Annotated in this window: 19 protein-coding genes; 13 read left to right on the forward strand and 6 right to left on the reverse strand. The window is 73.3% G+C overall.

What is annotated here, in order from left to right; translation table 11 throughout:
- Positions 1-83 precede the first annotated feature (83 nt).
- Positions 84-1751: a (2,3-dihydroxybenzoyl)adenylate synthase gene (locus tag Q2K16_RS06555; RefSeq protein WP_302744147.1), complete on the forward strand. Its 1668-nt coding sequence runs from the start codon at positions 84-86 to the stop codon at positions 1749-1751.
- Positions 1752-1866: 115 nt separating this feature from the next.
- On the opposite strand, the gene Q2K16_RS06560 is transcribed toward Q2K16_RS06555, so the two are convergent.
- Positions 1867-2313: an SCP2 sterol-binding domain-containing protein gene (locus Q2K16_RS06560; protein ID WP_302744148.1), complete on the reverse strand. Its 447-nt coding sequence runs from the start codon at positions 2311-2313 to the stop codon at positions 1867-1869.
- A gap of 367 nt (positions 2314-2680) precedes the next feature.
- Between Q2K16_RS06560 and Q2K16_RS06565 the strand changes: the two genes are divergently transcribed.
- The 6 genes from Q2K16_RS06565 to Q2K16_RS06590 all read left to right on the forward strand — a co-directional run bounded on the left by Q2K16_RS06565 (position 2681) and on the right by Q2K16_RS06590 (position 8564).
- The gene (locus Q2K16_RS06565) at positions 2681-3970 is read left to right on the forward strand and encodes a nucleotide disphospho-sugar-binding domain-containing protein (protein WP_302744149.1); all 1290 of its coding nucleotides are present in this window, start codon (positions 2681-2683) and stop codon (positions 3968-3970) included.
- 8 nt (positions 3971-3978) lie between these two features.
- The gene (locus Q2K16_RS06570; protein ID WP_489671903.1) at positions 3979-4806 is read left to right on the forward strand and encodes an alpha/beta fold hydrolase; all 828 of its coding nucleotides are present in this window, start codon (positions 3979-3981) and stop codon (positions 4804-4806) included.
- Between the two features lie 90 nt (positions 4807-4896).
- Entirely contained in the window at positions 4897-6138 is a 1242-nt protein-coding gene (locus Q2K16_RS06575; protein ID WP_302744151.1) for a cytochrome P450, read from the forward strand.
- Positions 6139-6167: 29 nt separating this feature from the next.
- Positions 6168-6425, forward strand: a complete 258-nt coding sequence (locus Q2K16_RS06580) for a ferredoxin (RefSeq protein WP_489671904.1) — start codon at positions 6168-6170, stop codon at positions 6423-6425.
- Positions 6425-7174, forward strand: a complete 750-nt coding sequence (locus Q2K16_RS06585) for an SDR family NAD(P)-dependent oxidoreductase (protein ID WP_302744152.1) — start codon at positions 6425-6427, stop codon at positions 7172-7174. The genes Q2K16_RS06580 and Q2K16_RS06585 overlap by 1 nt, the downstream gene beginning before the upstream one ends.
- Positions 7175-7631: 457 nt before the next feature.
- The gene (locus Q2K16_RS06590) at positions 7632-8564 is read left to right on the forward strand and encodes an aldo/keto reductase (protein ID WP_302744153.1); all 933 of its coding nucleotides are present in this window, start codon (positions 7632-7634) and stop codon (positions 8562-8564) included.
- Positions 8565-8621: 57 nt separating this feature from the next.
- On the opposite strand, the gene Q2K16_RS06595 is transcribed toward Q2K16_RS06590, so the two are convergent.
- Both Q2K16_RS06595 and Q2K16_RS06600 read right to left on the reverse strand, forming a co-directional pair.
- The gene (locus Q2K16_RS06595) at positions 8622-9152 is read right to left on the reverse strand and encodes an alpha/beta fold hydrolase (RefSeq protein ID WP_302744154.1); all 531 of its coding nucleotides are present in this window, start codon (positions 9150-9152) and stop codon (positions 8622-8624) included.
- Positions 9153-9161: 9 nt separating this feature from the next.
- Complete coding sequence (locus Q2K16_RS06600) at positions 9162-9578, reverse strand: alpha/beta fold hydrolase (protein ID WP_302744155.1); 417 nt, start codon at positions 9576-9578, stop codon at positions 9162-9164.
- A 336-nt stretch (positions 9579-9914) separates the two neighbouring features.
- Between Q2K16_RS06600 and Q2K16_RS06605 the strand changes: the two genes are divergently transcribed.
- Together Q2K16_RS06605 and Q2K16_RS06610 are read left to right on the forward strand one after the other, a co-directional pair.
- Positions 9915-11279 carry an FAD-dependent oxidoreductase gene (locus Q2K16_RS06605; RefSeq protein ID WP_302744156.1) on the forward strand — a complete coding sequence of 455 codons (1365 nt, stop codon included), beginning with the start codon at positions 9915-9917 and terminating at the stop codon, positions 11277-11279.
- 177 nt (positions 11280-11456) lie between these two features.
- Complete coding sequence (locus Q2K16_RS06610; protein WP_302744158.1) at positions 11457-12416, forward strand: hypothetical protein; 960 nt, start codon at positions 11457-11459, stop codon at positions 12414-12416.
- A gap of 159 nt (positions 12417-12575) precedes the next feature.
- Here Q2K16_RS06610 and Q2K16_RS06615 read toward each other — a convergent pair whose 3' ends face one another.
- Entirely contained in the window at positions 12576-13562 is a 987-nt protein-coding gene (locus Q2K16_RS06615; RefSeq protein WP_302744159.1) for a LacI family DNA-binding transcriptional regulator, read from the reverse strand.
- Positions 13563-13783: 221 nt separating this feature from the next.
- Between Q2K16_RS06615 and Q2K16_RS06620 the strand changes: the two genes are divergently transcribed.
- From Q2K16_RS06620 to Q2K16_RS06635, 4 genes are all read left to right on the forward strand, one after another.
- A complete protein-coding gene (locus Q2K16_RS06620) occupies positions 13784-15193 on the forward strand; it encodes an extracellular catalytic domain type 1 short-chain-length polyhydroxyalkanoate depolymerase (protein WP_302744161.1) in 1410 nt (469 codons plus the stop codon).
- A gap of 315 nt (positions 15194-15508) precedes the next feature.
- A complete protein-coding gene (locus Q2K16_RS06625; protein WP_302744162.1) occupies positions 15509-16528 on the forward strand; it encodes a DUF8189 domain-containing protein in 1020 nt (339 codons plus the stop codon).
- A gap of 91 nt (positions 16529-16619) precedes the next feature.
- Positions 16620-17318: an SDR family NAD(P)-dependent oxidoreductase gene (locus Q2K16_RS06630; RefSeq protein WP_302744163.1), complete on the forward strand. Its 699-nt coding sequence runs from the start codon at positions 16620-16622 to the stop codon at positions 17316-17318.
- Positions 17319-17586: 268 nt separating this feature from the next.
- Entirely contained in the window at positions 17587-19683 is a 2097-nt protein-coding gene (locus tag Q2K16_RS06635; RefSeq protein WP_302744164.1) for a cellulose binding domain-containing protein, read from the forward strand.
- A 57-nt stretch (positions 19684-19740) separates the two neighbouring features.
- On the opposite strand, the gene Q2K16_RS06640 is transcribed toward Q2K16_RS06635, so the two are convergent.
- Together Q2K16_RS06640 and Q2K16_RS06645 are read right to left on the reverse strand one after the other, a co-directional pair.
- Complete coding sequence (locus Q2K16_RS06640; RefSeq protein ID WP_302744165.1) at positions 19741-21636, reverse strand: CocE/NonD family hydrolase; 1896 nt, start codon at positions 21634-21636, stop codon at positions 19741-19743.
- Positions 21637-21780: 144 nt separating this feature from the next.
- Positions 21781-22692 carry a sulfotransferase family protein gene (locus Q2K16_RS06645; protein WP_302744166.1) on the reverse strand — a complete coding sequence of 304 codons (912 nt, stop codon included), beginning with the start codon at positions 22690-22692 and terminating at the stop codon, positions 21781-21783.
- Positions 22693-22695: the final 3 nt, after the last annotated feature.

Consider the following 22695-nt stretch of genomic DNA (forward strand, 5'->3'; position numbering starts at 1 on the left):
GTTCGACACACGATTTCGCGTCGCGCCGCCCGGGCTCCGACGCCGGTGCGCCGTGTCTACCGATCGGATCGGGAGGGCCCGACATGTCCGCAGAAGCGACCCGACCAACCCTCGACGGGACCGTGCCGTGGCCGCCGGAACTGGTGGCGCGGTACACCGACCGGGGCTACTGGACCGGCCGGCCGCTCGGGGCGTACCTGTACGCCGCCGCCGACGCCGACCCCACCGCCACGTGCCTGGTCGACGGCCCGGTACGCCTCACCTTCGCCGAGCTGACCGCCCGCGCCGACGGCGCCGCCGAGCGGCTTCGGGAGCTGGGGATACGTCCCGACGACCGGGTGGTGGTGCAGCTGCCCAACGGCTGGGAGTTCGTCGTGCTGACGGTGGCCTGCTTCCGGCTGGGCGCGGTCCCGGTGATGGCGCTGCCGGCGCACCGGCGGCAGGAGATCGCCGCGATCGTGGCGTTGACCGGGGCGCGGGCGCTGGTCGTACCTGACGTGTTCAAGGATTTCGACCACCAGGCGCTCGCCCACGAGGTGGCCGCCGACGCGCCGACCCTGCGGCACGTGCTGGTCGCCGGGGCGGACGTCCGCGCGGACAGTGTCGACCTGCGGCGGCTGTGCCGCCCGGCGGACGATCCGGCGGCGGCCCGGTCGACGCTCGACGCCGCCGCGCCCGCCGGTTCGGCGGTCGCCCTGTTCCTGCTCTCCGGCGGCACCACCGGGGTGCCGAAGCTGATCGCACGGACCCACGACGACTACGGCTACATGATGCGCCGCGCCGCCGAACTGTCCGGGGTGGACGCGTCGACTGTCTACCTTGCGGTGCTGCCGCTGGCGCACGGCTATCCGATGGCCGGGCCGGGCATCCTGGGCACGCTGCTGGCCGGTGGTCGGGTGGTGATCCTGCCGTCGCCCGCGCCGGAGCGGGCCTTCGAGGCGGTGCAGCGGGAACGGGCCACCTTCACCTCGCTGGTGCCCGCCGCGGTGCAACGCTGGCTGGAGTACCGGGAGAAGGACCCGGACCGGGACCTCAGCTCGCTGCGTCGGGTCCAGGTCGCCGGCTCCCGACTGGCCGACCAGGTGGCCCGGCGAGTGACGCCGGTGCTCGGCTGCGAGCTGCAGCAGGTGTACGGCATGGCGGAGGGGCTGCTCTGCCTCACCCGCCCGGACGACCCGCAGGACGCGGTGTGCCACAGCCAGGGCCGGCCGATCTGTCCCGACGACGAGCTGCGGCTGGTCGACGAGGAGGGCCGGCCGGTGCCGCCGGGCGAGCCGGGGGTGCTGCTGACCCGGGGGCCGTACACGCCGCGAGGCTACTACCGGTCGCCGGAGCTGACCGCGCGGGCGTTCACCGACGGCTGGTACAACACCGGGGACATCGTCCGGTTGCGGCCCGACGGGAACCTGGTCATCGAGGGCCGGGACAAGGACCTGATCAACCGGGGCGGCGAGAAGATCTCCGCCGAGGAGGTGGAGAACTTCGCCTACCAGCTCGACGCGGTGAGCCTCGCCGCCGCGGTCGCCATGCCGGACGCCGAGCTGGGTGAGCGGGTCTGCCTCTACGTGGTGCCGCAGCCCGGCCGGACGGTGGCCCTACAGGACGTGCGGGCGGTGATGCAGCGGGCCGGGGTGGCCGCGTTCAAGCTGCCGGAGCTGCTGGTGACCGTCGACGAGTTGCCGTTCACGGCGGTCGGCAAGGTGAACAAGAAGCAGCTACGCGCGGACGTCGGCCGGCGGCTCGCCGGTTGACCCGTCGGCCGGGCCGGTGGGGCGGCCCGGCCACCCGCCGGCCGTCGACGGGGGCGGGACGGGGGGTGACACGGGGGCGGGGGCGCACCGGATGTGCCCCCGCCCCCGTGTCCGGTCAGGGTTTCGGGATGTCGAACAGGGTGGGGATGCGCATGGCCAGCCCCCGGTCGCCCTTGGCCTTCATCCGGCCCAGCACGAACATGGTGACCGGGTTGGCGTTGCTGCTGACCAGTTTCAGGAAGTCGATGTCGCTGAGGGTCAGGGTGAGCCGGGGCTCCCGGTCCGGCCGCTGCGACAGCACGCACTCGCCGCCGGCGATGACCATCTCGTAGGTGTCCACCGTGCCCTCGCGCCGGTCGCCGACGCTCCAGTGCAGGACGGCCTCGGTGTTCCCGGCCCGGTCGGCGCGGAACAGGGTCGGCATCCGGACGAAGATGCCGTCGAGGATGGTGCGGCGGTGCGGGCCGCCCATCACCCGGCGCAGCTCGTCGACCGGGGTGGCGGTGACCAGTCGGGCGAAGTCTCGGGGTTCCATCAGGGCGGGGTCGGCATCGGCGAACATGGGTGTCCCTTTCGTCGTACGGGCAGGGAGGGGCCGGGCGGGGGTGGCGGCCGGGCGGCGGGACGCGGCGCGACCGCGACGGTGGGCCGGCGGCGACACCGGCGTGTCGGGCATCCGACCGGTGGGCCGCAGGTGCGTCGGGCGGGGCCACCTGTCCGTCGAGTATGGAGAGGTCAGCGGGGGTTGCCTACTTCGACGATGCCCGGTCGCCGTCGGCGAAAGGGCATGTATGGAGATGTCCCGGGACGGCCGGGGCCGAGATCATGGTGGGGAGGAGGTCGACGGGGGGCGCAGCACCGTGCCCGCGTGACGGTCGGCCTCCGGCCGCCGCCCCGCCGGGCCGGGGACACCGAGCTGAGGAGACCGGATGAGAGTGCTCTTCGTGCCGCACGCCAACAAGGCGCACCTGCACATCATGACGCCGTTGGCGTGGGCGCTGCGCACGGCCGGACACGACGTCCGCGTCGCCAGCCAGCCCGAGATCGCCGACGCCATCATCGCGGCCGGGTTCGTGCCGGTCGAGGTGGGTCGGACGCGCACGGAGATGCCTGCCTTCTACCCCGGGGTACGCCCCGGCGAGGCGCCACCGGTGGTGATGGCCCCCGGTGAACGCCAGGAGATGCCGTTGCAGCAGGACTTCCCCCGGGACAACCCGTTGGAGAAGCTGTCCCGGGCGTCCTGGGGTTTCGCGCTGTTCTCCACCGACGAGATGATCGCCGACCTGGTCGCGTTGATCGCCTCGTGGCGGCCCGACCTGGTGGTCTGGGACTCCATGGTGTACGCCGCGCCGGCCGCCGCCACCGTCTGCGGGGTGCCGCACGCCCGGATGATGATGGGCCCGGACGGGATCACCCAGCTGCGCCGCGCCGCCCGGGACGAGGGCGACCCGCTGCGCGACTGGCTGGACCGGGTGCTGGGCGGCTACGGCACCCGGTTCGACGAGGACGTCGCCGTCGGGCACTTCACCATCGACCCGATGCCGCCGTGGCAGTACCAGCCCGACGGGCTGCACCTGGTGCCGGTGCGGCACATCGCGGTGAACCCGCCGGCCCGGATTCCCGACTGGTTGCGCGAGGAGCAGCAGCGGCCCCGGATCTGCCTCACCCTCGGCGAGTCGCACCGCAACGGGCGCGGCACCGAGGCCCCCGCCGCCGACCTGCTGGACGCGGTGAGCGGGCTGGACGCCGAGGTGATCGCCACGTTCAACGCCAAGCAGCTCGCCACCATCCCGAAGCTGCCGGACAACGTCCGGGTGGTCGACTTCGTGCCGCTGGCGATGCTGCTGCCGAGCTGCGCGGCGATCGTGCACCACGGCGGGGCGGGCACCTTCGCCACCGCCATCGAGCAGGCCGTCCCGCAGCTGATCATTCCGGGGACGCACTGGGGGTTCCAGTGGTGGGGGCCGCTGGCCCACGCCAACGGCCTGCAACAGCAGGGCGCCGGCCGGTTCGTCGCCGACGCCGACCACCTCACCTCCGAGGCGCTCGCCGAGGATCTGGCCCGGGTGCTCAAGGACCCGTCGTTCAAGGCGAACGCCGAACGGCTGCGGACCCAGGTGGCCGGCCTGCCCACCCCGAACGACCTGGTCCCGGCGCTGCACCGGCTGGTCGACCAGTACCGGGACGTGGCCGCCGCGCGGGCCGGGCGGCCGGTGTGACCGGCCCGCTGCGGTTGACCACCGACGCCGGCACCTTCGACGCGTTGAGCGCCGGCCCCACCGACGGTCGGGGCGTGCTGCTGCTGCACGGTTTCCCGCAGGGGGCCGTCGAGTGGGAGCACCAGCTCGCGGCGCTGGGCGCGGCCGGCTACCACGCCGTCGCGCCGGACCAGCGCGGCTACTCCCCCGGGGCGCGGCCCGACGACATCGACGCGTACCGGATGGACGCGCTGGTCGGCGACGTCGTCGCGGTCGCCGGACAGCTCGGCTGGTCGCGGCTCGACCTGGTCGGGCACGACTGGGGGGCGGCGATCGGCTGGGCGGTGGCCGACCGGCACCCGGAGCTGCTGCGGACCTTCACCGCCGTGTCGGTGCCGCACCCCCGGCCGTTCGCCGACGCGCTGGCCACCGACGCCGACCAGCAGCGCCGCTCGGCGTACCTGGCGATGTTCCGGCAGCCGGGGCAGGCCGAGGGGATGCTGCTGGCCGACGACGCCGCGTTCCTGCGCCGGATGCTGGGCGCGGCGGGGCCGGCGAAGCTGGCCACGTACCTGGACCGGTTGACCGCGCCCGGCGCGTTGACCGCCGCGTTGAACTGGTACCGGGCGACCCGGCCGGAGGACGTCGAGGCGGGGCCGGTCGAGGTGCCGACGCTCTACGTCTGGGGCAGCGACGACATGGGCGTGGGCCCGGTCGCGGCGCACGGGACCGGTGCCTGGGTTAAGGCCCCGTACGAGTTCCTCACCTTCGACGGGGTGTCGCACTGGGTGCCCGAGGAGGCGCCGGACCGGCTCTCCGCGGCACTACTCGCCCATCTCGCCCGGCACCCGGGATGAGCCGGCCCGCGCCGCCCTGGCGCGTCCCGGGTCGACGCCGGGGGCCGGGTCGGCTCCGGGGCCACCTACCCACACACCGAGAGGATAAAGATGACCGTTGACAGCACATTCGCCGCCAACGCGGCGTCCACCGGGGAGACACCCGACTTCCCGATGCCCCGTACCTGTCCGTTCGCCCCCGCCCCCGAGTACGTCGGGTTGCGCGCCGAGGCGCCGGTCAGCCGGGTCCGGGTACCTGACGGGCAGCTCGCCTGGCTGGTCACCCGCTACGCCGACGTCCGGCGGTTGCTCACCGATCCCCGGGTGAGCGCCGACCGGTTCCACCCGAACCTGCCGCTGACCGAGCCGGTGACCCCGCAGACCCGGCGCAACATCGCCGCCGTGGGCCGCTCGCTGATCGGGCTCGACCAGCCGGAGCACGGCCCGCAGCGGCGGATGCTGATCGGCGACTTCACGCTGCGCCGGGCGCAGGAGATGCGCCCGCACATCCAGCGCACCGTCGACGAGTGCATCGACGCGATCCTGGCCGGGCCGAAACCGGTGGACCTGGTCGCCGCGTTGGCGCTGCCGGTCCCCGCCTCGATGATCACCAAGCTGCTCGGCATGCCGTACGAGGACCGCGACCTGATCGTCCGCAGCGCCGACGCCCAGTTGCGCCGGACGGTCTCCGCCGAGCAGCGGCAGCAGACCAGCAGCGAGCTGCGCGCCTACGTGGACCGGCTGGTCAGCGCGAAGGAGGCGGAACCGACCGACGACCTGCTCGGCCGGCTGGTGGTGCAGAACCGGCAGACCCCGTTGTTCGACCACGACATGCTCGTCGGGTTGGCGATGCTGCTGCTGGTGGCCGGCTTCGAGACCACCGCCAGCATGATCTCCCTCGGGGTGGCCGGGCTGCTGGAGAACCCCGACCAGCTCGCCGTGGTCACCGGTGACCCGACGGCGATGGGCCTGGCGGTGGAGGAGCTGTTGCGCTACTTCACGGTCGTGGACGCGCTGCCCCGGGTGGCCACCGCCGACATCGAGGTCGGCGGGGTGACGGTCCCGGCCGGCGACGGGCTGTTGCTGTCGTTCGCCTCCGCCAACTGGGACACCGACGTCTTCACCGACGCCGAGGTGTTGGACGTCCGCCGGGGCGCGCGGCACCACATGGCCTTCGGCTACGGCATCCACCAGTGCATCGGGCAGAACCTGGCGCGCGCCGAGCTGGAGATCGTGTTCCGGACCCTGTTCACGCGCATCCCCGGACTGCGGCTGGCCGAGGAACTGGACGGCCTGCCGTTCCGCAAGGAATCCAACATCTACGGCTTGGACCGGCTGCCGGTGACCTGGTGAGGGAGGTTGCGGTGAGTGGGGGCGACCTGGTGGGCGCGGACGAACCGACGACGAGGCTGGTGGTGAGCCGGGGCCTGTGCATCGGTGCCGGGCAGTGCGTGCTGTCCACCCCGGAACTGTTCGACCAGAGCGAGGACGGCCGGGTGCTGCTGCGCCGGCAACCGGACGACGCCGAGCAGGCGCGGGTCGCGGTGGACCTCTGCCCGTCGGGTGCGCTGCGGCTGACCACCGGGCGTCGGTCCCGCGACGGCGGCGACCCGGGAGCACCGGCGAAGGGGTGGGGCTGATGACGACCGGCACCGGTAACCGGATCGCCGTGGTGACCGGCGGGGGGCGGGGCATCGGGCAGGCGATCTGTCAGGGTCTGGCCCGCCGGGGCATGGACGTGGTGGCGGTGGACCTGGTCGACCCGATCGAGACGGTGGCGCTGGTGGAGGGCGAGGGGCGCAAGGCCCTCGGTGTCACCGGGGACGTCGCGGACCCCGACGACGTGGCCCGGATCGGCGCGGAGATCACCGCCGGGATGGGCGGCTGCCACGTCCTGGTCAACAACGCCGGCATCTACCCGGCCAAGAACATCTTCAAGCTGGAGTACGAGGCGTGGCGGCGGGTGCTGGCGGTCAACCTCGACTCGCAGTTCCTGATGACCAAGGCGGTGCTGCACCACATGTGCGAGGCGCGGTGGGGGCGGATCGTCAACCTCACCTCCAACTCGGTCGGGCTGGCCCTGCCCGGGTTCACCCACTACATGGCCAGCAAGATGGGGGTGATCGGGTTCACCCGGGCGCTCGCCAGCGACGTCGCCTCGTACGGCATCACGGTCAACGCGGTCGGGCCGACCCTGTCGCGTACCCCGGGGCTGGCGGAGAGTCCGATGGCCGGGGCGGCGCAGGAGCACGTGGCGGCGATGCAGGCCATCAAGCGGCCCGGCGAGGCGCAGGACGTGGTCGGCACGGTGGCCTTCCTGGCCAGCGACGACGCCGCGTTCGTCACCGGGCAGACGATCATGGCTGACGGTGGCCTGGTCCGGTTGTGACACGTCCCCGACCGTCCGGGCAGTCCTGTCGCTTCCGTGATGTCGATCCGATTCGAGAAGTGCCCGCGGGCGCGGGCGTGCGGGGGTCGCCGACTCCCCGCACGCCGGCCCGGTGCGGCAGATGGGCCAGCAGTACCCGGTCGCAGTACCCGATGACCGTCCGGGCACCCGACCCCGACGACGCCGAGGACCGGCAGGTGGGCGACACCGCCGTCCAGGTGGTCCACCGCGTGCTCGCCGGCTACCGGCTGCTGCGCTGACCCCCGCCGCCCGCACCGCACCCGCGCTCACCCAGTGTCACCCGACCGACGACACGCTGCGTCGACCTGCGCGACGGTGTCCCCGTCGTCCGCGAGGATGGCCGACGGGAGGCGGGCGTCCCCGCCGACGCCCGCCGGCCGGGCAGCCCGCACACACGGGCGTCGCGGGGTGCGGCGTCCCCCCGAGGGGAGCAAGGGTGACACTGTCGGACAGGCTCGCGCCGGAGGCCGGTCGGCTCCGGCTCGGCGACGAGCTGAGCGTCAACCGGTTGGGCTTCGGCACCATGCAACTGCCCGGCCCCGGCTCCTTCGGCCCCCCGGACGACCACGCGGGCGCGCTGGCGGTGCTGCGCCGGGCGGTCGAGCTGGGGGTCAACTACCTCGACACCAGCGACTTCTACGGCCCGCACGTGGCCAACGACCTGATCCGCGAGGCCCTGCACCCGTACCCCGACGACCTGGTGATCGGCACCAAGATCGGGGTGGTGCGCGACAGGTGGGGCGACTTCGTGCCCGCCGGGGCGCCCGACCAACTGCGCCGGCAGGTGGAGGAGAACCTGCGCCGGCTGGGTCGGGACCGGTTGGAGCTGGTCTACCTGCGCGTCGGCGGGGACGGGCTGCTGCGTCCGGGCGACGTCCGGTTCTCCGAGTCGTTCGCGATGATGGTGCGGCTACGCGACGAGGGCCTGATCGGCGGCGTCGGGCTCAGCGGCGTCACCGTCAAGCAGCTCGACCAGGCGCGGTCGGCGATCCCGATCGCGGCCGTGCAGAACCGGTTCCACCTGCTCGACCGGGAGTGCCACGACGTGCTGCGGCGGTGCGCCGAGGAGGAGATCGCCTTCGTGCCGTACTTCCCGCTGGGGGCGGGGCTGCTCGGTGCGCGGCACGGCCGGCCGCCGCTGCCGTTCGGGCCCGACTTCAGCGCCGCGCAACGGCGTACCGTCGACGGGGTCGCCGACGGGCACGGCGCGACCCGCGCGCAGGTCGCCATCGCCTGGCTGCTGGCCTACTCGCCGACGGTGCTGGTCATTCCCGGCACCAGCTCGGTGCGGCACCTGGAGGAGAACATGGCCGCCGCCCGGCTGCGGCTGACCCCGGCGGACCGGGCCGCGCTCGACGCGCTGGCCTGACCGGGACGATCCATCGCCGGGTGCCCCGCAGGGGGGTACGGGGCACCCGGCGATGGCTCAGGCGGCGCAGCCCGCGAGCGCCGGGGTGGGGGCGGGCGCACCGGGCAGGCCGAGGAACAGCCGGGTGCAGTCGATGAGGAACTGCGGGTTCTCCTCCGGAACCCAGTGGCCCGAGTCCGGTACGACGACCTGCCGCACGTCGGTGGCGACCTGCCGGTAGGAGGCGGCGACGCCGGGGCCGAAGGAGAACGCCGCGCCCATCGCCACCACCGGCAGGGTCACCGGCTTGGCCGGGGCCTGCGCCCGGTTGTCGGCGATGTCGGTGTCGAAGGCGCGGTAGTACTCGTAGCCGGCCGTCCGGTCGGCCGGGTCCCGGTAGGCGCGGTAGTAGACCTGCCGGTCGATCGTGTCGTGCTGGGACGAGAAGTCGAAGATCCGGTCCAGGTAGACCGGGACGTCGTCGTTGTCGATGAGCAGCTCGGGCGTCGGCGCCGGGGTGGCGTTGAACAGGAAGTGCCAGCTGCGGCTGTACAGGTCCTCCAGGCCGAAGCCGGACAACGCGGTTTCGATCACGATGACCCGGGACACGTCGGCCGGTTAGTCCCGCGCCCACGGGTAGGCCACCAGCGCCCCGACGTCGTGGCCGATCAGGTCGACCCGGCCGAGGCCGAGCTGCTGGGTCGCCGCGTGCAGCCGGCGGGCCGTGGTGGCCTTGTCGTACCCGCCGGGCGGAGCGGCGGAGTCACCCAGGCCGGGCAGGTCGAACGCGACGACCGTCCGGCCGGCGCGCAGGGCGGGCAGCACCGGCCGCCACGCCTGCCAGGTCTGCGGCCAGCCGTGCAGCAGCACCAGCGCCGGCCCGCTCCCACCCCGGACGTACAGCCTGGTCCCCTCGACCTCGACGAAGCCGTGCCGGAAGCCGGCGGGCAGGGCCCGGTCGGCGGTCCCGGCCGGGCCGGCCGGGCCGGCGACCGCGTTGGGCGCGGCCACCAGCAACAGCACGAGTCCGGCCACGGCGGCGACGACCCGACGCCACGGATGGCGGCGCGGCGCCTGGGCACCGGGAGAGACGGACGTTCGCGGGAAGCGGCGCACGAGGAGTCCTTTCGTCCGGGTCAGCACTGTCGGGTGACGCGGGAGCGGCGGCCGAGGCGAACCCGACCCGCCCGTACGGGACGCCGGTGGCCGGCGGGGTCGCCGACGGCCGCACCACAACGCGTCGTGCGACGACCGATGGGATTCGCGCCGTCGCACCATGTCACCATTCCCCGGCGGGTAGACCACGTCAATGGTCGATGTTGCGCACGTTCCGAGACGACAGGCCGACGTCCCTACACGTATGGTCAGGACATGGCGACCGACAGTGCCGTGGTGGTCGGCGCGAGCATCGGCGGGTTACTGGCCGCCCGCGCCCTCAGCGAAACCTACGGCCGGGTCATCCTGGTCGATCGCGATCCCCTGCCCGAGCAGGCCACCAGCCGCCGCGGGGTGCCGCAGGGCCGGCAACTGCACGTGCTGCTGGACCGGGGGCGGCAGGTGCTGGAGGACCTGCTGCCCGGGATCACCGGGGAGCTGACCGCGCTCGGCGCGCCCCTGGTGGACCTGCACGGTCAGGTGCGCTGGTACAACGACGGCCACCGGATGCGGTCGGCGGCGTCCGGGCTACGGGCGATCGGGGTGAGCCGCCCCCTGCTCGAACAGGTCGTCCGCAACCGGGTGACCGCGCTGCCGGGGGTGACCGCGCTGCCCGGACACGAGGTGACCGACCTGGTCGGCACGGCGGACCGGCGACGGGTGACCGGGGTACGGGTGCACCGCCGGGCCGACGGTCCCTCGGCCGTCCGGGAACTCCCCGCCGATCTGGTGGTCGACGCCGGGGGGCGGGGCACCCGCAGCCCGGTGTGGCTGGCCGGGCTCGGCTACCGGCCCGCCCCGCAGGAACAGGTGGACGTCGGACTCACCTACGTGACCCGGCTCTACCAGCGGGAACCGCGGCACCTCGACGGGCTGCTCGGCGTGCTCACCAACGCGGTCCCCGGCCGTACCCGGGGCGGGATCGTGGCGGTGCAGGAGCAGGGTCGGTTCGCGGTGGCCCTCAGCGGGATGTTCGGCGAGGAACCACCGCTCGACGACGCCGGCCTGCTCGCCTACGCCGAGAGCCTGCCGGCGCCGGAGATCGGCGCGCTGCTGCGGCAGGCCCGCCCGCTCGGCGCGCCGGCCCGGATGCGCTTCCCGGCCAGCGTCCGCCGCCGCTACGAGCGGCTGCGCCGCTTCCCCGCCGGATACCTGGTCTTCGGCGACGCGCTGTGCAGCTTCAACCCGATCTACGGGCAGGGCATCACGGCCGCCGCGCTACAGGCGGCGGAGCTGGCCCGGCTGCTGCCCGCCGGGCCGCACGGGCTGGCCCGGCGGTTCTTCCGGCGCGCCGCCCGGGTGATCGACATGCCGTGGTCCATCGCGGTCGGCACCGACCTGCGCTTCCCCGAGGTCTCCGGGCCCCGGTCGCTGCGGGTCCGGCTGACCAACGCCTACGTGCACCGGCTGCACGTCGCCGCCACCGCCGACCCGACGCTCGGTGCGGCGTTCCTGCGGGTGCTCAACCTGGTCGACCCGCCGCAGCGGCTGCTCGTCCCGCCGGTCGTGGCGCGGGTGCTCACCGGCGCGCGGGCGTCCCGGCCGACCGACCGGCCCGCCGAAGTCAGCACGCACGGATAAGACCGCACCGGTACGCCTCGGCATGCTGTGAGCGGGCAGCGGTCGCTGCCCGGCGGGTGCGACGCGGCGTACGGCGTCACCCGTCAGGGCCCGGAGACCCGTGGGTCGGACGCCCTGCCGGGTCGGGTCGCCGTCCGGACACCGTGGGCCCGCCCGGACCGGCAGAGACGAGGCACGATGGCCCTGCGAGAAAGCCCCGAGTCCCCCACTCCCCGCCGGCCGGTGTCGCCGACGCCGGTCGAGCTGGCCGCGCCGGCACCCACCCGGCACGGCACCGCCGCGCTGGTCAGCGCCGCCGCCGGCGTGCTGCTGGCGGTGCTCTGGTCGTTCGAGTTCGTCGACTCGGTCATCGGTGACACGGTGGCCAACAACCTGCTCGGCCACGACGCGAAGGCGACGGCGATCGGCGGCACCGGGGCGGGCCTGCTGTTCGCCTTCGTCTCCGGGTTCGCCGGCACCTTCACCGCCTGCAACATCGCGATGGTCGCCTCGGTCGGGCCGTTGAGCCAGGCGGGGGAGTCGAACCGGCTACGCCACCACCTGCGGTCGCTGCTGCGGCCGGTGGGCTGGTTGGCGCTGGGGATGGTCGCGGTCTCCGCGACGTACGGCGCGGTGGGGGTGCTGATCGGCGACGGCCTGCCGCAACTGTCCACCGACACGGTCGGCGGCATGCCGGTGCGGCTGATCCAGTCGTCGGTGGTGTTCGGGGTGATCGGCCTGGTGCTGGCCCTGCTCGGGCTCAGCGCCCTCGGGTTGGTGCCCGACGTGTTCGCCCGCCGGCCGGTGGCCCGGGTGGTGCTGATCGGGGCGCTGATCGGCGGCTTCCTGATCGGGCGGCCGTACCCGCTGTTCAACAAGCTGTTCCACTGGGCGGTGGAGACCGGCAACCCGGTGTACGGCGCGGCGGCGTTCACCCTTCAGTCGCTGGGCAACATCGTCGTGGTCACGCTGCTCTTCGTCGTCATCGTGCTGGTCACCCGGGGCGGTTTCCTGCGCTGGATGACCGATCCGGCCCGCTCGGCGCTGGTGACCGGCACCCTGCTGGTCGCCCTCGGCGTGTTCACCGTCGTCTACTGGGACCTGCGGGTGCCGTCGATCTTCGGCGTCGGCTGGTTCCCCACCATGCCCTACAACTGACCCGCTCCCTACCCCCTGCCCCTCCCCCGCGCCCGCCCGCTACCCACCCCGTTGATCAAGAGGTTTGCGTCACCGATGATCTTCCGGTTGACGCAAACCTCTTGATCACCCCTCGGGCGAGGGGGTGGGGAGGGCCGGGGGAGGTGGGGTGGGGTGGGGTCAGGGGGGTGGGGCGGCGACGCTGGAGCGGTGGACCAGGGTGGGGGCGATGGTGTGCCGCTCCGCCACCCCCGGGCCGGCCTCGATCTGCCGCAGCAGCATCGCCAGGCCGGCGCGGGCCACCGCGTCGAAGTCGGGCCGTACGGTGGTCAACGGCGGGATGAAGTACGCCGCCTCCGGCACGTCGTCGAAGCCGACCACGCTGATCTCCTCCGGCACCCGACGCCCGCGCTCGCTCAGCGCCCGCAGCACCCCCAGCGCCAGATGGTCGTTGGCCGCGAAGATCGCCGTCACCTCCGGCATCCGGGCCAGCATCTGCCCGCAGCGGTAGCCGGACGCCGCGCTCCAGTCGGCCGACAGCACCGGCGGCACCTCCGCGCCTGCCGCCCGCAGCGCCGCCCGCCAGCCCTCGACCCGCCCGGCGCTGTCGAACCAGTCCGCCGGGCCGGAGACGTGCCACACCGTGCGGTGCCCGGCGTCCAGCAGGTGTCGGGTGGCCAGCCCGGCCCCGGCCGCCTGGTCGACGGTGACCAGCGCCGCCTCCCGGGCCGGATCGCCGTCGACGGTGACCAGCGGCACGCCGTGCGGCAGGTGGTCGAGCGCCTCGTCGGCGGAGGCCACCGGGGCGATCACCACGATGCCGGCGACCCGGTGGTCGAGGTGCCGCTCCACGGCGGCGGAGATGGACCGGCGGTCGAGGGTGCTGACGCTGCCCACGCTGACGGCGAACCCGGCCGACGCGGCGGCCTGCTCCAGGGCGGCCAGCAGCGACGCCGGCCCGTACAGGGTGCTGTTCTGGGCGACCACCCCGATCAGCTGGGAGCGGCCGGTGACCAGCGCCCGCGCGGCGCGGTTCGGTCGGTAGCCCAGCTCGGCGATCGCCGCGCGGACCCGTACCCGGGTCTGTTCCCGGACGTTCGGGTGGTCGTTGAGCACCCGGGAGACCGTCTGGTGGGAGACTCCCGCGAGGCGGGCTACGTCCGTCATCGCAGGACCACGCATGGGGCCATTATCCACCGGGTCGGCCCCGCCGGACGCCGGTGTCCGCGCCACCCGGGGACCGGAAGTTCCGGTGCGACGGGCCGCCTTGCCAAGCCGGACACGGGCTGACGATACTCATGGATGTTCCTGAGCCGGACATGATCGAGCGCCGGGCAGCCTCGATCGGCAGAGTTGCATGTCCGCGATCCTCCGGAGGAACCCGTCCCATGAGACCCAGGATCAAACTGTTGGGCACCGCCCTGGTCGCCGCCGCGCTCACCGCGTTGGCCGCGATCGCCGCCCCCACCCCCGCCTCGGCGGCGACGCTGACCCAGGTGACCAACTTCGGGGCCAACCCGAGCAACCTCCAGATGTACCTGTACGTGCCGAACACCGTGGCGGCCCGGCCGGGCCTGCTGGTGGCGGTGCACTACTGCACCGGCAGCGGCCCGGCGTTCTATTCCGGCACCCAGTACGCGGCCCTGGCCGACCGGTACGGCTACATCGTGATCTACCCGTCGGTGACCCGCAGCAGCAAGTGCTTCGACGTCTCCTCCCCGCAGGCGCTGCGCCGCGACGGGGGCAGCGACCCGGTGGGCATCAAGTCGATGGTCGACTACGTCCGGTCCCGGTACGCCGTCGACCCGAACCGGATCTTCGCCACCGGCACCTCGTCCGGGGCGATGATGACCAACGTGCTGCTCGGTGACTACCCGGACGTGTTCGCGGCGGGCGCGGCCTTCGCCGGGGTGCCGTTCGGCTGCTTCGCCACCACCGACGGCTCGGAGTGGAACAGCCAGTGCGCCAACGGGCAGGTCACCAAGACCGCGCAGCAGTGGGGCGACCTGGTCCGCAACGCCTATCCGGGGTACACCGGCAAGCGGCCCCGGATGCAGTTGTGGCACGGCACCAACGACGAGACGCTGCGATACCCGAACTTCGGCGAGGAGGTCAAGCAGTGGACGAACGTCCAGGGGCTGGGCCAGACGCCGACGTACACCGACACCCCGCAGGCCGGCTACACCCGCACCCGGTACGGCGGTAGCGGCGGCACCGCGCCGGTCGAGGCGATCAGCATGCAGGGCGTCACGCACAACCTGCCGGTCGACGCCGCCCAGGCGATCCGCTTCTTCGGCCTGGACGCCCCGCCGACCACCACCCCGCCCCCCACCACGACCCCGCCGACCACCACCACCCCTCCCCCGCCCACCACCACGCCGCCCACGACCACTACGCCGCCACCCACGACGACACCGCCGGTGCCGACCACCACGCCGCCGACGCCCTTCCCGCCCACGCCCACCACGCCGGGCCCGGGGGCCGAGTGCCGGATCGCCTACACCGTGAACGCGTGGAACACCGGCCTGACCACCGAGATCACGATCACCACCCTCAGGGACACCGGGATCAACGGCTGGAGCCTGGCGTTCACCCTCCCCGCCGGGCAGACCATCACCAGCGGTTGGAACGCGACCTACTCGCCGACCAGCGGAGCGGTCACCGCCAGCAACGTCTCCTACAACGGCTCGATCCCGCCGGGCGGCTCGGTCAGCATCGGATTCCAGGCCAACCACACGGGCAACACCGCGAAACCGGCCTCCTTCACCCTCAACGGCTCGCCCTGCACGGTCGTCTGACGGTCATCCACCGGCGGTGATCACGAGCTTCGCGTCACCCCGATCGGGCTCTCGTGACGCAAACCTCTTGATCACCGCCGCTGCCCCTCCCCGTCCGGCCGGCCGGTCCGGTCGCCGCGCGGACGGGTGGGGGTGGGGTGGTTCGGTTGATGTGGGGGTGCGGGCGGATCGATAGGGTGACGGTGACGGGGGGTCGCCTGGGGTCGCGGGCCGGGGTCGCCGGCCGCGCGGGAACGGGCGGGGTGTGCAGCCCGGTGGACCAGCCGCAAGCCGACCGCGCCGTCGTCACCGCCGATCGTCCACAAGGGAGCGTCTATGCGTCTGACTCTATCGATGAAACTGGTGCGGCGTCGGTTGCCCGCGTTCGCTCTCGGCCTGGGCGCGGTCACGCTCGTCGCCACCCCCGCCGCCGCCGTGCCGGCGGGCGGCCACCCGGCGGGCCCCGCCACGGGCGTCGCCTCCGCAGCCGCCCGACCCTCGGCCGCCCGCGCGGCGGGCTGGACTCCGGTGCCGGGCACGGCGCAGGCCCGGTCCGCGCCGGCCACCGCCACCTACGGTGGTGACCTGCACGTCTTCGTGCAGGGCCCCGACGGGCAGGTGCGGGTCGACCGGTACGACACGAACAGCGACTCCTGGTCCGGTTGGTCCACCGTCCCCGGTGACGCCATGGCGACCTCGGCACCGGCGGCGGCCGTCTACGGCGGGGAACTGCACCTGTTCGTGCAGGCCGACCAGAAGGTCCGCACCAACCGGTACGCCCTGGACACCGGCACCTGGTCCGGCTGGAGCACGGTCGGTGGCACCACGTCCGCGTCGTCGGCCCCGTCCGCCACCGTCTACGGCGGCCAACTGCACCTGTTCGTCCGGGGCGCGAACGGCAAGGTCCGCACCAACCGGTACACGCTGGACACCGCCGCCTGGTCCGGCTGGGCCACCCTCGCCGGCCCGACCGGCGCCAACTCGGCACCGTCCGCCGCCATCTACGGCGGCGACCTGCACGTCTTCGTCCGGGGTACGAACGGCAACGTGCGCACCAACCGGTACGCGCTGTCCACCGGGGCCTGGTCGGGGTGGAGCGACCTGCCCGGCACCGCACGTGCCGCGTCCGCCCCGGCCGCCCTGGTCTACGGCGGCGGGCTGCACGTCTTCGTCCGCACCGGCGGCGACGACGTACGCACCGCCTGGTATCTCCAGGACTCCGGCGCGTGGTCGACGTGGAGCACCGTCGACGGCCCCGGCCAGACGATCTCCGCCCCGGCGGGAAGCGTCTACGGCGGTCTGGTGCGGCTGTTCGTCCGGGGCGAGGACGGCGAGGTCTACCAGGGCCAGCCCTGACGGTTGCCGCTACGGTGCCGCCCCGTCCACCGGTCCGGTGGGCGGGGCGGCGTCGTGTCACGGCCGGACGGCGTTGTCTAGGGTCCGCAGCATGGATGCGCAGGGGCGACGGGCGATCGTGGTGGGCAACAGCGACGGCGTCGGGCTGGCCCTCACCCGGCAACTGGTGGCGGCCGGCTGGACCGTCGCCGGGGTGTCCCGCAGCGGCAGCGACCTGACCGCCCCCGGGTACAGCCACCACGTCGCCGACGTCACCGGCGACGCCTACCGCGAGGTGCTGGCCGGGGCGGTCGACCTGCTCGGCGGGGTCGACGTGTGCGTCTACGCGGCGGGGGTCGGTGAGTTCTTCGACCTCGCCGACCTGGCGGCACAGACCAGGGCGCTGGAGGTCAACCTGATCGGCGCGGCGCGCACCGTGGAGGTGGTCGTGCCGGCGATGGTGGCCGGGGGCGGCGGTCACCTCGTGGGCCTGTCCAGCCTCGCCGACGCCGCCCCGTCGGCACAGGCCCCCGGGTACGCCGCCGCCAAGGCCGGGTTGACGTCGTACCTGGTGGGGCTGCGGGGCGCGCTGCGCCCGCACGGGGTGCGGGTGACCGTCGTACGGTTCGGGTTCGTCGACACCAAGATGGCGAAGTCGCCGGTCAAGCCGATGCTGCTCAGCGTGGAGCGGGCCGCCGACGTGGTGCGCGACTGTCTGCGTACCCGGCCGGCGGTCGTCTCCCGGCCCCGGCGGATGGCCGCGGTGGTGCGGGCGGCCGGGATCGCGGCGAGGGTGGCCGCCCGGCGGTGAGCCGTGCCGCACGGCGGCCCGGCAAGCGCCTTGAATTCGCCGGGACCGCCGTGCGATTCTTGTGCGTCGATGACGTGGCCACGCGCGGGGCCGACAGTCGTCCAAGGGCACCCGGCCGCCTGTGGGTTTCCGGGGGACGGCGACAAGTGCGACGAAACGACGTCCGCAGTCCGTCCATCCGTCCCGCCCGCCGTCCCGACGCTCCTCGTGGTGCGACGCCACCCCGACCTGCCGCGGTGCACGGTGGTGACCCCCGAAGGAACCCCGTATGAACAGAGTTTCCGCCCCACCGTCGCGCCCGTCGCGTCGCGGCCCGGGGCGCGCGACGGCGCTCGCCGCGAGCCTGCTGCTCGCCACCGGTGGGCTCGCCGTGACCGGCCCGTCGCCCGCCGACGCGGCGGCGGACCCGGTGGCCGTGACCGTCAACGCCAACGCCGGGCTGGCCACCGTGCCGGACACCGCGCTGGGCGTCAACCACGCCATCTGGGACTCCCAACTCGGCACGGCCGAGACGTCGGACCTGCTCAAGGCCGCCGGTGTGCGGATGATGCGCTACCCGGGCGGCTCGTACGCCGACATCTACCACTGGCGCGACCACACCGCGCCCGGCGGGTACGTCGCCCCGAACACCGACTTCGACACGTTCATGGCCGCCGCCCGGCGGGTCGGCGCGCAACCGATGATCATCGCCAACTACGGCACCGGGACTCCCGCCGAGGCCGCCGACTGGGTGCGCTACGCCAACGTCACCAAGGGGTACGGCGCGAAGTGGTGGACGGTCGGCAACGAGAACTACGGCAACGGCCACTACGGGTCGGCCTGGGAGGCCGACGACCACCCCGACAAGAGCGCCAGCCAGTACGCCCGGCTGGTGGTCGACTACGCCGACGCGATGAAGGCGGTCGACCCCACGATCAAGGTCGGCGCGGTGCTGACCATGCCGGGCAACTGGCCGGACGGGATCACCGCCGGCAGTGACCCGGGCCCGTGGAACCGGACCGTGCTCTCCATCGCCGGCCCGAAGATCGACTTCGTGGATGTGCACTGGTACCCGGGTGGCACCGCCGCCGAGTCGCTGGCCCGGACGGCCCACATCGACGAGGCGGCCCACCTGCTGCGCGACCAGCTCGCCCGGTACGCCGGCCCGAACGCCGCCCGGATCGGCATCAGCTTCACCGAGCTGAACGTCGGCACCGGGCAGAACACCCAGCCGGGCGCGCTGTTCCTCGCCGACGCCTACAGCGACCTGCTGGAGAACGGCGTCTTCACGGTCCAGTGGTGGAACGTGCACAACGGCATCGGCACCGTCACCGAGGTGGCCGGGCAGACCGACTACGGCGACTTCGGGCTGCTGTCCAGCGGCACCTGCACCGCCGACAACACGGTCTGCGAACCGCCGCTGAACACCCCGTTCGCGCCGTACCACGCGCTGTCGATGATGAACCTGTTCGCCCGGCCGGGTGACCAGTTCGTCCGCGCGGCCACCGACGAGCCGCTGGTCACCGCGCACGCCGTGCGGCGGGCCGACGGGGATCTCGCGGTGCTGCTGGTCAACAAGGACCCGGACAGCGCCCGCCCGGTCACCATCGACTACGCCGGTTTCACCCCGTCGGGGGCCGCGCCGACCACGTACTCGCTGACCAACGGCGCGTCCGGCGTGGTCACCGGCCAGTCCGGCAGCGCCGGCAGCCGGACGCTGCCGGCGTACTCGCTGACCACGCTGGTGCTGCGGCCCTCGTCCCCGGTCACCGCGCACCCGGCCCCGCCGGGGCAGCCGACGGCGAGCGGGGTGACCGACCGGTCGGCGACGATCTCCTGGTCGCCGGCCCCGCCGAAGGGCGCCCCGATCGCCAAGTACGAGGTGTACCGGCAGAACGGCACGGTCAGCGAGCAGCTCGGCGAGACGGCCGGCACCTCGTTCACCGTGGACAACCTCGTCCCCGGCACCCGGTACACGCTCAACGTGCTGACCCGGGACACCGCCGGGAAGGTGTCGTGGTCGTCGTCGCCTGTCACGTTCACCACCGCCGGCCCGGCCGGGAGCAGCTGCACCGTCCGGCTCACCACCGCCAGCGACTGGGGCAACGGCTGGGTCGGCAACGTCGAGATCGTCAACAACGGGGCCAACCCGGTCGACGGCTGGACGCTGACCTGGAGCTGGCCGACCGGTTGGCAGCAGGTGAGCAGCGGCTGGAGCGCCACCTGGACCCAGACCGGGCGTACCGTGACGGTCGCCGGCACCGACGACAACCGGCGGATCGCCGCCGGTGGCAGCGTCACCGCCGGTTTCGTCGGGGCCTACGGCGGCCCGAACGTCCCGCCCACCGCTTTCGTGCTCAACGGCACCCCCTGCGGCGTGGGGTGACCGGGCCGGGTGGCCGCCGGCGCAGCAGCGCTGCGTCGGCGGCCACCCGGGCGTCGGTCAGAGACCTGCCGCGTGGGCGGCGGGGGTGCCGCCGACCACCGGAAGAACGATCTTGCTGCTCTTCAGGGCGACCGTGATGTTCGCGGCGGTGGTGTCCGCCTGGCTGGAGTACTGCGGGTAGCTGGCCACGATGATCACGCCGATCCGGTGGCCCGGCTTGAACACGTAGTCCTCCGGCAGCAGCGGGAAGGTGAAGTTGTACGACTCCCCCACCACCAGCGGCACGGCGGTGCGGATCGACTGCCGGTTCTGGGCGTCCATGATGCCCTTGGTGACCAGCTCGTAGTCGGCGGTGGCGACCCGCTTGGCGGTCTGCTTGTAGCAGCCGTCGTCGGTCGGGCTGTTCAGCCCCCAGCAGTCCTCGGTGGCCAGGGTGATGATGCCCTCGCCGGAGGCCCGGTGCGCCACCCGCTCGTCGGTGCCGTAGTCGACCAGGATCGCCCCGAAGTTGGTGTCGGTCTGGTCGGCCGAGGCCCGCAGCTGCACCGTCGGCGTGCCCGAGATGTGCAGGGGCGCGGTCAGCGGCGCGGACAGGAACGCCAGCCGGTTCGGCTGCACCGTGTCCGGGTTGAGGATCATGGTGTTCTGGCTCTGGGTACGGCTGTCCTGGAACGCGCCGGTCGCCGGCTTGGCCGTCGGCACCAGCTTCAGGCCTCCGGCCCCGGTGCCGCCGGGCTGGAGGAACACCTCCGTGTCGGCCTTGCCGGGGATCGGCCAGTCGGCGTGGGTCTCCCACACGTCGGCGGCCCGCTCCAGGTCGACCCGGGGTTCGTCCATGATGCCGTTGGCGATCCCGTGCAGCCAGAAGTCGAACCACCGGTGCAGGGTGGACACCCACACCGCGCGCCGCGAGTCGAACGGGTCGACGTGCCCCTCCTGGGAGAGCCACAGCTTGCGCTGGATGTTGTTCTCCGCCAGGGCGTACCAGAACTTGCTGAAGTGGTCCGCGCGGACGTTGTCGTCGTTGAGGCCGTGGTAGAGCAGCACGCTGGCGGTCATGTTGGGGACCTTCTTGACGTAGCTGCGCTCGTTCCAGAAGGCGGTGTAGTCGCCGGTCTCGTCGCCGTCGGCGGCGGCCATCGCGTCCCGCACCGGCTTGCAGTACTCCCGCCGCTCCGGGTTGGTCACCGTGTTGGCCAGCGACGCCACGTAGCTGTTGCCCCGGGTGACCACCCCGTTGCTGCGCACGTAGTCGTAGTACTCGGTGGGGCCGCTGATCGGCACCACAGTGGTCAGCCCCTTGACGCCGGTCACCGCCGTCGCCATGGCCAGCGAGCCGTCGTACGACTTGCCGATCATGCCCGACTTGCCGTTGTGCCAGTCGGCGGTGACCACCTGGCCGGCCGCGTTACGTGCGGTGGCCCGGCCGTTGAGCCAGTTGATCGCCTGCTTGGCGCTGAGATTGTCCTGGTTGGCGTTGGTGGTGGGGCAGCCGGTGGAGTTGTTGGTGCCCACCATGTCCAGCAGGATCACCGCGTAGCCGCGCGGCACGAAGTAGTTGTCGTAGAACAGCGGCCACTTGTCGAGCAGGCCGTCGCCGTCCAGGTCGGCCTTGCACTCGGACTCGTTGCCCCGGCAGACCGTCGAGTAGTAGGGGCTGGCGTCCATGATGACCGGCACCTTGAGCCCGTTGGCGGTGGCCGCCGGTCGCATCAGGTCGAACGCGATGATGTCGCGCAGGCCGTCGTTGTCGCTGTCGAAGGTGGAGTCGATGAACAGGCGTTCCCGGATGGCGTCGGCGTAGCCGAACACCGGCTGGGTGACCCCGTCCTGGACCACGATCGCCGGTCCGTCCGACGCCGCCACCGCCCGTGGCGCCGCGCCCAGGGCGGCGAGCAGCACCGCGGACAGCACTGCCGCCCCGGCGCGAAGGGGCGTTCCCATTGCAGCCATGCAGTCTCCTTGAGTGTCCCGAGACCCGGCACGCTATGGGCCGACCGACCGGCACCACCACCTGCACCTGTAGGAACTTTGCCCACGTCGCCCCGACGACGCCGACGCGGCGGCACCCGTCCCGGCGGTGGCGGGACGCTCCGGTCAGTCCCGGTAGCCCCACTGCCGCAGCGGCTTGTCCAGCACCCGTTCCACGGCGGCGAGCTGCGCACCGCCCAACTCCTCGTGGTAGGCGGCCTGCCGCCCGGCGTGGAACCGGTAACGCCCGAAACCCTTCTCGAACGCGGGTGACCAGTCCAGGCCGAGGAAGTCGAGCATCCGGGCCACCTCGGCGCGCGGGTCGGCGAGCAGGTCCTCGTAGCGCACGTCGAGCCACTGCCCCTCGGGGTGCGCGGCGCGGGCCTCGGCGAACCGGTCCATCAGCATCTTCCAGCCCAGCGCGGCGAGCACCGGGAACGACCTGTCGTACTCCTCCCACTCCTGGCGCAGGTCGGTCGGCAGCGGCCCGAGGAACCAGTTGTCAGGCCCACGCCAGCCGTCCCACCAGCCCATCTGGAGCCAGGAGTTCGTCACCGCCCGGCCGTCGCGGACCACGTTGACCACCCGTAGCTCCGGGTAACCGGCCCGCAGGAACCCCGTCCTCGGCCAGCCCGTCACGTGGTGCAGCAGCAGCCGGCAGCCCTGCCTGGCGATCCGGGCGTCGAAGAAGGCCCGCAGCCGCCGCCGCAGGTACGGGGTGAGATCCTCGGCGGTCAGGTCCCGGCACGGCCTGGAGAAGCCGGCCACCACGTGCCGGTCCAGCAGGTGGTACGCCTCCGACGGGGCGACCCGTAGCCGGCCCTTCTCCAGCAGCCGACGGCTGTGCCGCAGCGACGTCATGCCCGCCGGGCGGGGCGCGGAACGCCGGTACAGCGGGCCGTTGAGCCGGCCGCCCAGGTTGAGCCGGGACAGCTTGTCGTCGACCCCGGAGACGAACCCGACCCCGGGGTGCCGGGACAACAGCTCCTGCACCAGGGTCGACCCGCACCGCCCGGTGCCCACCACCACCGCCAACATCGC

Origin of the sequence: Micromonospora cynarisoli (assembly GCF_030518815.1) — a bacterium.
GTDB classification, from domain to species: Bacteria; Actinomycetota; Actinomycetes; order Mycobacteriales; family Micromonosporaceae; genus Micromonospora; species Micromonospora wenchangensis.